The sequence below is a fragment of the Streptomyces sp. NPDC096176 genome (assembly GCF_044763255.1).
GTDB lineage: Bacteria > Actinomycetota > Actinomycetes > Streptomycetales > Streptomycetaceae > Streptomyces.
Genome location: NZ_JBIWFV010000001.1, coordinates 768,162 through 782,434, shown reverse-complemented (window position 1 = coordinate 782,434; position 14,273 = coordinate 768,162). Strand labels below are relative to the sequence as shown.

The window sequence follows — 14,273 nt, the reverse complement described above, 5'->3', positions numbered from 1 at the left end:
CCCGGCTCGTCGACGGCCGGCGCTCAGGCCGCAGCCGCCACCGGCACGTCCGCCGGGGAGAGCGCGATCTCCAGCACCTGCCGGACGTCCGTCACCGGGTGGACCTCCAGCTTGTCCAGGATCTCGGCGGGGACGTCGTCCAGGTCCGCCTCGTTCCGCTTCGGGATCACGACCGTCGTGATGCCCGCCCGGTGCGCCGCGAGCAGCTTCTGCTTCACGCCGCCGATGGGCAGCACCCGACCCGTCAGCGACACCTCACCGGTCATCGCCACGTCCGTGCGCACCAGGCGCCCGGAGAGCAGCGACGCGAGCGACGTCGTCATCGTGACGCCCGCGCTCGGGCCGTCCTTGGGCACCGCGCCCGCCGGGAAGTGGATGTGCACGCCCCGGTCCTTGAGGTCGGCGACCGGCAGTTCCAGCTCCGCGCCGTGCGAGCGCAGGAAGCTCAGTGCGATCTGTGCGGACTCCTTCATGACGTCGCCGAGCTGGCCGGTCAGGGTCAGTCCGGCCGCGCCCGTCTCCGGGTCGGCGAGCGACGCCTCCACGAACAGGACGTCACCGCCGGCGCCGGTCACGGCCAGGCCGGTGGCCACGCCGGGCACCGCGGTGCGGCGCTCGGCCGGGTCCTGCGCGGACTCGGGCACATGGTGCGGTCGGCCGATGAGACCGCGCAGCTCCTCGTGCGTGATCGTGAACGGCAGTTCGTGGTCGCCCAGTTCGTGCTGGGCCGCGACCTTCCTGAGCAGCCGGGCGATGGCACGCTCCAGGTTCCGTACGCCCGCTTCGCGGGTGTACTCACCCGCCAGCTTGCGCAGCGCCGAGTCGTCCAGGGTCACCTCGCCGGGCTCCAGACCGGCCCGCTCCAGCTGGCGGGGAACGAGGTGGTCGCGGGCGATGACGATCTTCTCGTCCTCGGTGTAGCCGTCGAGCCGCACCAGTTCCATGCGGTCGAGCAGCGCCTCGGGGATGGCCTCCAGGACGTTGGCGGTGGCCAGGAAGACGACGTCGCTGAGGTCGAGTTCGACCTCCAGGTAGTGGTCGCGGAAGGTGTGGTTCTGCGCGGGGTCGAGGACTTCGAGCAGGGCCGCGGCCGGGTCGCCGCGGAAGTCGGAACCGACCTTGTCGATCTCGTCGAGCAGGACGACCGGGTTCATGGAGCCGGCCTCCTTGATCGCGCGGACGATCCGCCCGGGCAGCGCGCCCACGTACGTACGCCGGTGGCCGCGGATCTCGGCCTCGTCCCGCACTCCGCCGAGCGCGACGCGGACGAACTTGCGTCCCATCGCGTGGGCGACGGACTCGCCGAGCGATGTCTTGCCCACGCCGGGCGGGCCGACGAGCGCGAGCACCGCGCCCCCGCGCCGCCCGCCGACCACGCCCAGGCCCCGGTCGGCGCGCCGCTTGCGCACCGCCAGGTATTCGGTGATCCGTTCCTTCACGTCCTGCAGGCCCGCGTGCTCCGCGTCCAGCACGGCCTTGGCGCCCTGGATGTCGTACGCGTCCTCTGTCCGCTCGTTCCAGGGCAGCTCGAGAACGGTGTCCAGCCAGGTGCGGATCCAGGAGCCTTCGGGGCTCTGATCGGAGGCCCGCTCCAGCTTCTCGACCTCCTTGAGGGCCGCCTCCCGGACCTTCTCCGGCAGGTCGGCGGCCTCGACACGGGCCCGGTAGTCGTCGGACTCGTCCTCGCCCTCCTGGCCGTTCAGCTCGCGCAGCTCTTTGCGCACGGCGTCCAGCTGACGCCGCAGCAGGAACTCGCGCTGCTGCTTGTCGACACCCTCCTGGACGTCCTTCGCGATGGCCTCGGCAACGTCCTGTTCCGCGAGATGGTCGCGGAGCTGCTCGGTGGCGAGCTTGAGGCGGGCGATCGGGTCGGAGGTCTCCAGAAGCTCGATCTTCTGGGCGGTGGTCAGGAACGGCGAGTAGCCGGCGTTGTCGGCGAGCTGCGAGATGCCGTCGATCTGCTGCACCCGGTCGACGACCTGCCAGGCCCCCCGCTTCTTCAGCCAGTCGGTGGCCAGCGCCTTGTACTCCTTGACCAGCTCGGTCACCGAGCCGGGCAGCGGGTCGGGAACGGTCTCCTCGACCACGGCTCCCTCGACCCACAGGGCGGCCCCGGGCCCTGTCGTACCCGCGCCGATACGGACGCGGCCGACGCCGCGGATCAGCGCGCCCGGGTCGCCGTCGGACAGCCGGCCGACCTGCTCGACGGTGCCGAGCACGCCCGTCGCGGCGTAGGTGCCGTCGACGCGGGGAACGAGCAGCACCTTCGGCTTGTTGCCCCCTCCGGAGGGGCGGGCGGCAGCCTGGGCGGCCTCGACCGCGGCCCGTACATCGGTGTCGGACAGGTCGAGCGGAACGACCATGCCGGGCAGCACGACCTCGTCGTCGAGCGGCAGCACGGGCAGTGTGAGGTTCGCCTTGGAATCGGCAGCCATGATCTCCCCTTAGGCAGTCAAGTTGAGCTGTACGGACTCAATGCATGTGAGCCTCGGAATGTTCCCTGCTGCCTGTTCGCTGTGAGCGATCAACACCCGCACACGCTGTGACCAGGCACGTTCCGGTGCGGATACCGAATCGGTGGCGGGCTCGGCGACACCGTGGCCTGCGACCCGGGATCCGGTGCGGGCCCAGGGGGTGAACGCCGACGGGTCGATCGCACGGGAGGCGCCCCGATGCAGGTCCAGGCCGATTTCAGGCCGGTCGTGGCCACGACACGCCCCGCGACCGTCCGCACGCTCGGTGGCGGTCGGCCGCACAGCGCGTACCTCTACGGCGCGTTCCGCGCGGCAGCGCCGCCCCGACAGCTCCGGGCGCCGAGGGGCATCGTCGAGGACCCCGTGGCCGGCTGCGGAGCGAGCGGCCGCGCACGGCGAGAAGGCGCCCCGCCCCCTGGACCCGCCCGCCGGGTGACCCGCGTCACCCCGAAATTCGGTCGCCGACGGACATCAGGCCGGTGTGTAATAAGCGATCGAGCCTTTGGTCTATTACTTAAGCGTCCTGAGGAGCCCCGGATGTCCTTCGAGTCCACCGCCGAGATCGTTGATGCCTGGGTGCACGGCTGGGTCGTCTCACGCGGCTCCGCGGACCCCGTGCCCAGGCCCTGGGGCTTCACCGTCGACGTCGGCCAGGTCAAGCACGCCACCCGCCACGTCCTGACCGCCGACGACGAGGCGACCGTGCGCAAGGTCGCCGCGGAGGTGGCCGCGCCGACCGTCTGGCTGAAGGTGTTCGCCGACCCCGACTCCGTCGTCGCCTGGGTGGGCCCGGACTGGTCGGTCGACGAACCCGGCTGGCTGATGTCCGCAGAACTGCGCCGCACCGAAACGGCCGTGCCCGACGGCTACACCCTCAAGACCTGGACTCGCGGCGGTGTCGTCCGGGCCCTCGTGGTGGCCGCCGACGGTTCCTTCGCGGCCCGTGCCCAGATCGCACCGACCGGGCGCACGGCCGTCGTCGACCAGGTCGAGACGGCGCCCGAGCACCGCCGCAAGGGCCTCGGACGATTGGTGATGCACACCCTCCACAACGCCGCGCTCGAACAGGGCGCGACGGTGGGCGTGCTGGGCGGGACACCCGACGGCCGGGCCCTCTACGAGTCCCTGGGCTGGCGCATCCACGCGCCGCTGGTGAGCCTGTTCAACAACTCGGCAGCGAATGAACAGGCCGCGGAATGACGGCCGGAGGATCACCAAGTCCCCCGCCCGCGACGGCCGTCGCCGCAGCCGGTGGAAACGGCCGCGAACCGACGGGCGTGCCACGAGCGGTAGAGGGGCGTAAAACAGATGCGCCTTTCGGGGGGAGAGAACGGGACGACGCAGCGCTGCTGCGAGCGGTCGCATGCGGGGCAGCCTCACCGATCCCGAGTCGTACGCGTGGCAGGCGGCCTCGGCGATCACGGCGATCACGGCGATCACGGCGATTCATGATCCCTGCGGCGCACGCGCCGAGGACGAACGGGCCCTCCGTGTCGACATGGCGGTCACCGACTGGCTCGGCCGCGGCGACGGCCGGACCACCGGCGACCAGGACACCTCGCCGGCGCCCCGCGACGACTCCGACCGCGCCGCATGCGGCCGCCTGGACGCCATGTCGGACGACCCGCGCGCCGCGACTGGCCGGCCCCCTACTTGGCGACCGTCCACAGCTGCGATCCGAGGGGGCGGCCGGGCCCGCGGCCGCGAAACGGGTTTGTCCCCTTCGTCTGCGGCCGGAGAAGATGGAGCTGATCCGTGTCGTCACTCCACCGCCGCCCGGAGGCCGAAAGCCATGCAGTCCCCCGAGACCGACGCCCCTGTCACGCTCGACCGGCGCGAGGGGCCCTACGGGGAGGTCGTACTGCGAAGCCGGCAGCGCGGGGACACGACGGTGCACGAGATCATCGCCAACGGGTGCTTCCTGATGGACACTTCCGACGGACGGTCGGAGCAGCTGCTCGTCGACGCCGCGTACGCTGCGCTCGACACGGGAAACGTCGCTCCCAGCGTGCTCATCGGCGGTCTCGGGGTCGGCTTCTCGCTCGCCCACGCCGCCGCGAACGCGTCCTGGCGGCGGATCGCCGTCGTGGAGCGCGAGCAGGCCGTCATCGACTGGCACCGCTCGGGACCGCTCGCCGCGATCTCCGGTGAGGCCCTCGGCGATCCTCGCTGCGTGATCCTTCACACCGACCTCCTGAGCCACCTCCGTTCGACCACGGACCGTTATGACGCTCTGTGCCTGGACATCGACAACGGGCCCGACTGGACCGTCACGGACGACAACACGAACCTCTACTCGCCCTCCGGACTCGCCGCCTGCCAGGGCGCGTTGGAGCCCGGCGGTGTACTGGCCGTATGGTCCGCCCAGCCGTCCGCGGAATTCGAGGATGCGTTGCGGAATGCCGGATTCAGCGGGGTAAGAACCGAAGAGATCCGGGTTGCCCGGGGCGTACCGGACGTGGTCCACCTCGGGGTTCGCCCTGCGTAGCCGGGACGCCGTCGGTGCCTTTACGCTGCTGGACTACACACGGGATCCACCTTCGAACCAGAGATCCACATGCAGCTCGCAGAGAACGCGTACAAGGGCGGGGCGATGGAGCAGACACACACCACGCAAGGCGGCGTCGCGGCCACTCCCGGCGCCCAGCGCAGGGTGCTGGTGGTCGAGGACGACGCCACGATCGTCGACGCCATCGCGGCGCGGCTGCGGGCCGAGGGCTTCCTGGTGCAGACCGCTCTCGACGGGCCCGCGGCCGTCGACGCGGCCGATGCCTGGCAACCGGACCTGATGGTCCTGGACGTCATGCTGCCCGGTTTCGACGGGCTCGAGGTCTGCCGCCGGGTGCAGGCGCAGCGGCCGGTGCCGGTACTGATGCTGACCGCCAGGGACGACGAGACGGACATGCTCGTCGGGCTCGGCGTCGGCGCGGACGACTACATGACGAAACCGTTCTCGATGCGCGAGCTCGCGGCCCGGGTGCACGTCCTGCTGCGCCGGGTGGAGCGGGCGGCGCTCGCCGCGGTGACACCGCGCAGCGGAATCCTGCGGCTCGGCGAGCTGGAGATCGACCACGCACAGCGCCGCGTGCGGGTGCGGGCCGAGGACGTGCATCTGACGCCGACCGAGTTCGACCTGCTGGTGTGCCTGGCGAACACACCGCGCGCGGTCCTGTCCCGCGAGCAGCTGCTCGCGGAGGTGTGGGACTGGGCGGACGCGTCCGGCACGCGCACGGTCGACAGCCACATCAAGGCTCTGCGGCGCAAGATCGGCGCCGAGCGCATCCGCACCGTCCACGGTGTCGGCTACGCGCTGGAGACGCCGGCGCCATGAGACGGCGATGGACCGGCGGACCATGGAGGCGGCTGAGCACCGCGTCCATCACGATATCGATCAAGACCAAGCTCAGTACGCTCGTGGTGGTCTCGGTCTTCATCACCACCGGTCTGCTGCTGATGGCCCTGCACAGCAAGACCGAACTGCGCTTCATCACCGTCTTCACGATCATCGCGACCCTGCTGATCACCCAGTTCGTGGCGCACGGTCTGACCGCGCCGCTGGACGAGATGAACACGGTCGCGAAGGGCATATCTCACGGCGACTACACCCGTCGGGTGCGCGGCGCGGACCGCCGCGACGAACTCGGCGACCTGGCCTCCACGATCAACCGCATGGCCGACGACCTGGAGGCCGTGGACCGGCACCGCAAGGAGCTGGTCGCCAACGTCTCGCACGAGCTGCGCACCCCCATCGCCGCGCTGCGGGCTGTGCTGGAGAACGTTGTCGACGGGGTGTCCGCCGCCGATCCTGAGACGATGCGGACGGCTCTCAAGCAGACCGAGCGCTTGGGCCGGCTCGTTGAGACACTGCTCGACCTGTCCCGTCTCGACAACGGTGTGCTGCCGCTGAAGGCCCGGCGCTTCGAGGTGTGGCCGTATCTGTCGGGTGTGCTGAAGGAGGCCAATCTGGCGTCCTCGCGGCGTGGCCTGGCCTCGGGCTCCGGCCACCACACCCGCACGGACGTCCATCTGCACCTGGACGTGTCGCCGCCGGAGCTGACCGCGCACGCGGACGCGGAGCGGCTGCACCAAGTGGTGGCGAATCTCATCGACAACGCGGTGAAGCACTCGCCGCCCCATGGCCGGGTGACGGTACGGGCCCGGCGCGGCACCCACCCGGAGTCCCTCGACCTGGAAGTGCTCGATGAGGGGCCGGGCATCCCGGAGCAGGAGCGCCACCGGGTCTTCGAGCGTTTCAACCGGGGCGGCGTCCCGTCCCCGCACGGGCCCGGCAGCGACGGCGGCACGGGTCTGGGCCTGGCGATCGCGCGCTGGGCCGTCGATCTGCACGGCGGGCGCATCGGGGTGGCCGAATCAGCACACGGCTGCCGGATCCGGGTCACCCTTCCGGGAATCAGATCGGCGCGGGCTTGACGTAGGGTTCGAACCGGAAGCGAACCGGAAGCACGGATTCTGCGTGTAGACGTTCGGGACATGGGAAGCCGCCAGGCGAAGCCGCGGAAAGCGGCCGGTCACGACGTTGCCGTGCCTCCGTCGAAGGTGCGGGCCGAGGGCCCGTAGCCGCCGTCAGGCGTACCCCGACGCGAGCAAACCATGCTTGTTTCCCGCCATTAACGGCCCCGAAACGCGCCCTTCGGTGTGACTTGCGCGACGTTGACCGGCCCGGCCTGCACCTCCCGGCCAGGGAGGCGTAGCCTTTATTTCCGCTGTCCATCACCTTGTGAAGCGGAAGAGGGCGGTTCTCGCCGTGTCGTCTCAGTCCCCCAGTAACTCGAGCATCTCGACCGACCAAGCCGGGCAGGGTCACAACCCTGCCGCCGCGTTCGGTGCCAATGAGTGGCTCGTCGACGAGATCTACCAGCAGTACCTCCAGGACCCGAATTCGGTCGACCGTGCCTGGTGGGACTTCTTCGCCGACTACAAGCCGGGAGCGCCCGCCACGGCGGATGCCCCCGCCGCGGGGGCGAAGCAGACTCAGGGCGACGGGGCCCCGGCGGTTCCCGCCCCGGCCGCCGCCGCTCCGGCGCAGGCCCCGGCGCAGCCCGCGCCCGCCGCCCAGGCGCCGGCGCCCGCGGCTCCCGCACAGCCGGCCCCCGCGGCCGCTCCGGCGCAGCCCGCGAAGCCGGCCGCGGCCAAGCCCGCACCGGCCGCCAAGCCCGCCGCCGAGCCCGCCGCCGAGCCGGCGGGCGGCCCCGCGTTCGTGACACTGCGCGGCCCGGCCGCCGCGGTCGCGAAGAACATGAACGCCTCGCTGGAGCTGCCCACGGCCACGTCCGTGCGCGCCGTCCCGGTGAAGCTGCTCTTCGACAACCGCATCGTCATCAACAACCACCTCAAGCGCGCCCGGGGCGGGAAGATCTCCTTCACGCACCTCATCGGGTACGCCATGGTGCAGGCCATCAAGGCCATGCCGTCGATGAACTGGTCCTTCGCGGAGAAGGACGGCAAGCCGACCCTGGTCAAGCCCGACCACGTCAACTTCGGCCTGGCCATCGACCTGGTGAAGCCCAACGGCGACCGCCAGCTGGTCGTCGCGGGCATCAAGAAGGCCGAGACGCTGAACTTCTTCGAGTTCTGGCAGGCCTACGAGGACATCGTCCGCCGCGCCCGCAACAACAAGCTGACGATGGACGACTTCACCGGGGTCACCGTCTCGCTGACCAACCCCGGCGGCCTCGGCACCGTCCACTCCGTGCCGCGTCTGATGCCCGGACAGTCCGTCATCATGGGCGTCGGCTCGATGGACTACCCGGCCGAGTTCCAGGGCACCTCGCAGGACACCCTGAACAAGCTGGGCATCTCCAAGGTGATGACGCTCACCTCGACGTACGACCACCGCGTCATCCAGGGCGCCGCGTCGGGCGAGTTCCTGCGGATCGTCGCGAACCTCCTCCTCGGTGAGGAGAACTTCTACGACGAGATCTTCGAGTCGCTGCGCATCCCCTACGAGCCGGTCCGCTGGCTCAAGGACATCGACGCCTCGCACGACGACGACGTCACCAAGGCCGCGCGGGTCTTCGAACTGATCCACTCCTACCGGGTCCGCGGCCATGTCATGGCCGACACCGACCCGCTGGAGTACCGCCAGCGCAAGCACCCCGACCTGGACATCACCGAGCACGGCCTCACGCTGTGGGACCTGGAACGCGAGTTCGCCGTCGGCGGCTTCGCCGGCAAGTCGATGATGAAGCTGCGCGACATCCTCGGCGTGCTGCGCGAGTCGTACTGCCGCACCACCGGCATCGAGTTCATGCACATCCAGGATCCGAAGCAGCGCAAGTGGCTGCAGGACCGGGTGGAGCGCGCCACCTCGAAGCCGGAGCGCGAGGAGCAGCTGCGCATCCTGCGCCGGCTGAACGCGGCGGAGGCCTTCGAGACCTTCCTGCAGACCAAGTACGTCGGTCAGAAGCGCTTCTCGCTGGAGGGCGGCGAGTCCGTCATCCCGCTGCTCGACGCCGTCATCGACTCGGCCGCCGAGTCGCGCCTCGACGAGGTCGTCATCGGCATGGCCCACCGCGGCCGGCTGAACGTGCTGGCGAACATCGTCGGCAAGTCGTACGCGCAGATCTTCCGGGAGTTCGAGGGCAACCTCGACCCGAAGTCGATGCACGGCTCCGGCGACGTCAAGTACCACCTGGGCGCCGAGGGCACGTTCACCGGTCTCGACGGCGAGCAGATCAAGGTCTCGCTGGTCGCCAACCCGTCCCACCTGGAGGCCGTCGACCCGGTCCTCGAGGGTGTCGCCCGCGCCAAGCAGGACGTCATCAACAAGGGCGGCACGGACTTCACCGTCCTGCCGGTCGCCCTGCACGGTGACGCGGCCTTCGCGGGTCAGGGCGTGGTGGCCGAGACGCTGAACATGTCGCAGCTGCGCGGCTACCGCACCGGCGGCACGGTCCACATCGTCATCAACAACCAGGTCGGCTTCACCGCCGCCCCGGAGTCGTCGCGTTCGTCCATGTACGCCACCGACGTGGCCCGCATGATCGAGGCCCCGATCTTCCACGTGAACGGCGACGACCCGGAGGCCGTGGTCCGCGTGGCCCGCCTGGCCTTCGAGTTCCGCCAGGCGTTCAACAAGGACGTCGTGATCGACCTCATCTGCTACCGCCGCCGCGGTCACAACGAGGGCGACAACCCGCAGTTCACCAACCCGCAGATGTACAACCTGATCGACAAGAAGCGTTCGGTGCGCAAGCTGTACACCGAGTCGCTCATCGGTCGCGGCGACATCACGCTGGAGGAGGCCGAGCAGGCGCTCCAGGACTTCCAGGGCCAGTTGGAGAAGGTCTTCGCCGAGGTGCGCGAGGCCACCAGCCACCCGGCTCCGGCCCACGTCCCGGACGCCGAGCCGGAGTTCCCCGTCGCGGTGAACACGGCGGTCTCCCAGGAGGTCGTCAAGCGGATCGCCGAGTCCCAGGTCAACATCCCCGACCACATCACCGTGCACCCGCGTCTGCTGCCGCAGATGCAGCGCCGCGCGGCATCGGTCGAGGACGGCACGATCGACTGGGGCATGGGCGAGACGCTGGCCATCGGCTCGTTGCTGATGGAGGGCACCCCGGTCCGGCTGTCCGGCCAGGACACCCGCCGCGGCACGTTCGGCCAGCGCCACGCGGTGCTGGTGGACCAGGAGACCGGTGAGGACTACACCCCGCTGCTCTACCTGTCCGAGGACCAGGCCCGCTTCAACGTCTACGACTCGCTGCTCAGCGAGTACGCGGCGATGGGCTTCGAGTACGGCTACTCGCTGGCCCGCCCGGACGCTCTGGTCATGTGGGAGGCCCAGTTCGGTGACTTCGTCAACGGCGCGCAGACCGTCGTGGACGAGTTCATCTCCTCGGCCGAGCAGAAGTGGGGCCAGCACTCCGGTGTCACGCTGCTGCTGCCGCACGGCTACGAGGGCCAGGGACCGGACCACAGCTCCGCGCGTCCGGAGCGCTTCCTCCAGATGTGTGCGCAGAACAACATGACGGTCGCGATGCCGACCCTGCCGTCGAACTACTTCCACCTGCTGCGCTGGCAGGTCCACAACCCGCACCACAAGCCGCTGATCGTCTTCACCCCGAAGTCGATGCTGCGTCTGAAGGCAGCGGCGTCGAAGGCGGAGGAGTTCACCACCGGCGGCTTCCGCCCGGTGATCGGCGACGAGTCGGTGGACGCGAACGCGGTCCGCAAGGTCGTGTTCACGTCCGGCAAGTTCTTCTACGACCTGGACGCCGAGCGCAAGAAGCGCGGCACGACGGACACGGCGATCCTCCGCCTCGAGCGCCTGTACCCGCTGCCGGGTGCCGAGCTCCAGGCCGAGATCGCCAAGTACCCGAACGCCGAGAAGTACCTGTGGGCCCAGGAGGAGCCGGCCAACCAGGGTGCCTGGCCGTTCATCGCGCTCAACCTGATCGACCACCTCGACCTGGCCGTCGGCGCGGACATCCCGCACGGCGAGCGCCTGCGCCGCATCTCGCGGCCGCACGGCTCGTCCCCGGCGGTGGGCTCGAAGAAGCGCCACGAGCAGGAGCAGGAGCAGCTGGTCAACGACGTCTTCGACGCCTGACGACCGCCGCGCCGAAGGGCCCGTCCCCGCGTCTCGCGGGGGCGGGCCCTTCGCCTTTTCGCAGGTCATATCCTGATGCCATGTACTTCACCGACCGTGGCATCGAGGAACTGGCGAAGCGGCGCGGCGAGGAGGAAGTCACCTTCGAGTGGCTCGCCGAGCAGCTGCGCACGTTCGTCGACCTCAACCCCGACTTCGAGGTCCCCGTCGAACGCCTCGCCACCTGGCTGGCCCGACTCGACGACGAGGACGACGAGTAGCTCGGACAGGGCGGTCCCGTCGACAGGTCAGGCTCCCGGCCGAGGACGCCCGCACGTCAGCGCCAGCGCGCCGTGCGCGATCAGTACCGCTCCGGCGACCGCCCACCCGGCGCTGCGCCGCCAGGCACCCCAGGCCACCAGCGGCAGCCCCACGCCCAGTTGGACGGCGCCCGCGCGGCGGGCTCCCGTCCCGTGGGGCCACGGGCGGCGTGAGCCCTCCTCGAGCTCTTCGGTCGGTGCTGTCGCTGCCGGCGCGGGCGGGACGGTGGACTCCACAGCCTCGGCGTCCGCCTGCCGAGCGGTCGAGCGCAGCCGGTCGGCCGGGTCGCCCGGACTGAGGCCGGCGGGCAGTTCGAGGCCCGCGCGGGACAGGACCGCGGTCAGACCGATCAGCCGCGCCCGCGCGTCGGAGTCGGGGTCGGGGGCCGTCAGATTCTCCAGGTCCACGTCGAGGACCGGGTCGAGCCCCAGGCGCGCGGCGAAGGTGCGCATCGCCTCGTCCTCGCCGACGGGGGTGCCGTCCGCGAGCCAGATGTAGCCGACCGGGCGGCGGAAGCCGAGGGCCAGCGTGAAGCCGGCCCGGTCGCCGTCCCACCACAGGGCGAGGACGGGCCGGCTCGATCCGACCGCGAGGGCGGCGGCCCACCCGCCGACGACCGCGTCGACGTGCTCGCGGCCGTTCAGCCACGGCCGGCCCTCGGGGACGAGCACGCTCCACTCGCGGCCGGCGGGGGCGAGGAGCACCTGTTCGCGCAGCAGATGGGCCGGTCGCCGTACGGCCGACGGGTCGGCTCGGCACAGCAGCAGCGCTCCGACGGATGTCGCGTTCATGCCCTCACGCTAGGGCAATTCACCTTGAAAGAGCCGTTAATGGGCGACCTGCGCGTCCAGCGAGGCGGACTCACACGCTTGACATCCCGCAACCGCGATATATCGTGTTCTCATCGAGACGCGATATGTTGCGTCGTGGCGGCCCGGGAGGTCAGCACCATGGCAGAGACGTGGGAAGTCGCGGAGCCGAGGAAGCTCACCTTCGACGGCCCGGTGACGACGCTCAACGTCCGTATCGTCGATGGAACGGTCAACGTCGTGGGCACGGACGAAGGTTCCGCCCGCCTGGAGATCTCCGAGGTCGACGGCCCGCCACTCGTCGTCACCAGAAGCGGATCCACCCTCACCGTCTCCTATGAGGACCTGCCCTGGGCGGGCTTCCTCAAGTGGCTCGACCGCAAGGGCCATCACCGCAGAGCCGTCGTCTCGCTCGCTGTACCGGCCGCCGCGACCGTCGAGGTCGGCGTCGTCGGAGCGGGCGCGGTCGTCTCCGGCGTCCACGGCCCGACGGTGGTGCGGGGCGTCAGCGGCGACACCACGCTGGTCGGCCTCTCGGGCGCGGTCCGCGCGGAAACCGTCTCCGGCAACCTCGAGGCCCAGTCCGTCACCGGCGACCTGCGCTACCACTCGGTCTCCGGCGACCTCACCGTGATCGACGGCGCGGGGTCCGCCGTGAAGGCCGAATCGGTCACCGGAGACATGGTCATCGACCTCGACCCCGGCGAGAAGCCCACGGACATCCGACTGACCACGGTCTCCGGCGAGGTCGCCGTCCGGCTGCCGCATCCGGCGGACGCCCGGGTCGAGGCGAACACCGCGAGCGGCGCGGTGTCCAACGCCTTCGAGAACCTCAGGGTCAGCGGCCAGTGGGGCGCGAAGAGGATCACCGGCACGCTGGGCGCCGGCACCGGCACCCTCAAGGCGACCACGGTCTCCGGCTCCATCGCGCTGCTGCGCAGGCCACCGGCCGAGGACGAACCGCACGACGCGGCGCCCGCCGACACCCCGAGTGGGAAGGTGCTCTGACATGCCCCCCGTTTTCGCCCACGGCCGGCTCCGCCTCTATCTGCTGAAGCTGCTCGACGAGGCCCCGCGCCACGGCTACGAGGTGATCCGCCTCCTCGAGGAGCGCTTCCAGGGCCTCTACGCGCCGAGTGCCGGAACCGTCTACCCGCGGCTGGCCAAGCTGGAGGCCGAGGGCCTCGTCACCCACGCCACCGAGGGCGGCCGCAAGGTCTACTCGATCACCGACGCGGGCCGCGCCGAGCTGGCGGGCCGCAGCGGCGAACTGGCCGATCTGGAGCTGGAGATCCGTGAGTCCGTCTCCGAGCTCGCGGCGGAGATCCGCGACGACGTGCGGGGCGCGGCCGGCAAGCTGCGCAGCGAGATGCGCGCGGCGGCGAACCGGACCCGCAAGGAGTCCGGCGCCAAAAGGGGCGACCGGCAGCCGGGGCGGGACGGATTCGGCGGCTCGACGGACTTCGGAGACCTCCAAGGCTCCGCGGACCTTGGGAGTTTTGCGGATTTCGGGGACAAGGAGTCGTGGCGGGCGGCGAAGGAGGAGTTCCAGCGCGCCAAGCAGGAATGGAAAGAGCAGGCGCGCCGCGCGAAGGACGAGTCACGCCGTGCCCGCGAGGACGCCCAGCAGGCGCGCCGTCAGGCCGATGAGGCGCACGAGAACGCCCGCGCCGAGATGCAGCGCATCGCCAGGCAGGTGCAGGAGCAGGTCCAGGGCCACTTCGCCCGAGGGGACTGGCCGACCGGTGTGCGCGAGGGACTGACGGAACTTACCTCGCAGCTCGGTGGGTTGGCGCGCGGTACGGCATGGCCGCCGTATGTGAAGCCGGAACCGGCCGGCGTCGACCCCGACTGGGCGAAGGACGCCGTGGACACCCAGGGTTCGGCCGACCCCGCGCGCGATCTCGAGCGGCTGCTGGACCGGTTCCGCGACGACGTACGGGACGCGGCGCGCGACCACGGCGTGACTGCGGACCAGCTGGGCGAGGCCCGCCGCCATCTGTCGACGGCGGCGGCGCACATCGTCGCCCTGCTGCGCGGACCCAAGGAGTGAGCGCGGGCCGGGACGCCTCTCGCCCGGCCCCGCGACCGGGCTCACGGCACCTGCCGCGGGCAGAC

Annotated in this window: 10 protein-coding genes; 8 read left to right on the top strand and 2 right to left on the bottom strand. The window is 70.8% G+C overall.

What is annotated here, in order from left to right; translation table 11 throughout:
- Nucleotides 1–23: 23 nt before the first annotated feature.
- The gene (gene lon / locus ACIQ7Q_RS03760) at nucleotides 24–2,435 is read right to left on the bottom strand and encodes an endopeptidase La (protein WP_403855878.1); all 2,412 of its coding nucleotides are present in this window, start codon (nucleotides 2,433–2,435) and stop codon (nucleotides 24–26) included.
- A 576-nt stretch (nucleotides 2,436–3,011) separates the two neighbouring features.
- Between lon and ACIQ7Q_RS03755 the strand changes: the two genes are divergently transcribed.
- The 6 genes from ACIQ7Q_RS03755 (at nucleotide 3,012) to ACIQ7Q_RS03730 (ending at nucleotide 11,306) form a co-directional block, all read left to right on the top strand.
- A complete protein-coding gene (locus tag ACIQ7Q_RS03755; RefSeq protein ID WP_403855876.1) occupies nucleotides 3,012–3,674 on the top strand; it encodes a GNAT family N-acetyltransferase in 663 nt (220 codons plus the stop codon).
- Nucleotides 3,675–4,266: 592 nt separating this feature from the next.
- Nucleotides 4,267–4,962, top strand: a complete 696-nt coding sequence (locus ACIQ7Q_RS03750) for a spermidine synthase (RefSeq protein WP_403855874.1) — start codon at nucleotides 4,267–4,269, stop codon at nucleotides 4,960–4,962.
- A 105-nt stretch (nucleotides 4,963–5,067) separates the two neighbouring features.
- The gene (locus tag ACIQ7Q_RS03745) at nucleotides 5,068–5,805 is read left to right on the top strand and encodes a response regulator transcription factor (protein ID WP_100111355.1); all 738 of its coding nucleotides are present in this window, start codon (nucleotides 5,068–5,070) and stop codon (nucleotides 5,803–5,805) included.
- Entirely contained in the window at nucleotides 5,802–6,905 is a 1,104-nt protein-coding gene (locus tag ACIQ7Q_RS03740) for an ATP-binding protein (RefSeq protein ID WP_403855872.1), read from the top strand. The genes ACIQ7Q_RS03745 and ACIQ7Q_RS03740 overlap by 4 nt, the downstream gene beginning before the upstream one ends.
- 334 nt (nucleotides 6,906–7,239) lie before the next feature.
- Complete coding sequence (locus tag ACIQ7Q_RS03735) at nucleotides 7,240–11,046, top strand: multifunctional oxoglutarate decarboxylase/oxoglutarate dehydrogenase thiamine pyrophosphate-binding subunit/dihydrolipoyllysine-residue succinyltransferase subunit (protein ID WP_403855870.1); 3,807 nt, start codon at nucleotides 7,240–7,242, stop codon at nucleotides 11,044–11,046.
- 80 nt (nucleotides 11,047–11,126) lie between these two features.
- On the top strand, nucleotides 11,127–11,306 hold the full coding sequence (locus tag ACIQ7Q_RS03730; protein WP_147993681.1) for a DUF6104 family protein: 180 nt from the start codon (nucleotides 11,127–11,129) through the stop codon (nucleotides 11,304–11,306).
- Nucleotides 11,307–11,333: 27 nt separating this feature from the next.
- Here ACIQ7Q_RS03730 and ACIQ7Q_RS03725 read toward each other — a convergent pair whose 3' ends face one another.
- Nucleotides 11,334–12,137, bottom strand: a complete 804-nt coding sequence (locus tag ACIQ7Q_RS03725) for a hypothetical protein (RefSeq protein ID WP_403855868.1) — start codon at nucleotides 12,135–12,137, stop codon at nucleotides 11,334–11,336.
- 159 nt (nucleotides 12,138–12,296) lie between these two features.
- Between ACIQ7Q_RS03725 and ACIQ7Q_RS03720 the strand changes: the two genes are divergently transcribed.
- Together ACIQ7Q_RS03720 and ACIQ7Q_RS03715 are read left to right on the top strand one after the other, a co-directional pair.
- Complete coding sequence (locus ACIQ7Q_RS03720) at nucleotides 12,297–13,163, top strand: DUF4097 family beta strand repeat-containing protein (RefSeq protein ID WP_403855866.1); 867 nt, start codon at nucleotides 12,297–12,299, stop codon at nucleotides 13,161–13,163.
- 1 nt (nucleotide 13,164) lies between these two features.
- Nucleotides 13,165–14,208 (top strand): helix-turn-helix transcriptional regulator, encoded by a 1,044-nt coding sequence (locus ACIQ7Q_RS03715; RefSeq protein ID WP_403855864.1) that lies wholly within the window; start codon nucleotides 13,165–13,167, stop codon nucleotides 14,206–14,208.
- The last annotated feature ends 65 nt before the right edge of the window (nucleotides 14,209–14,273 follow it).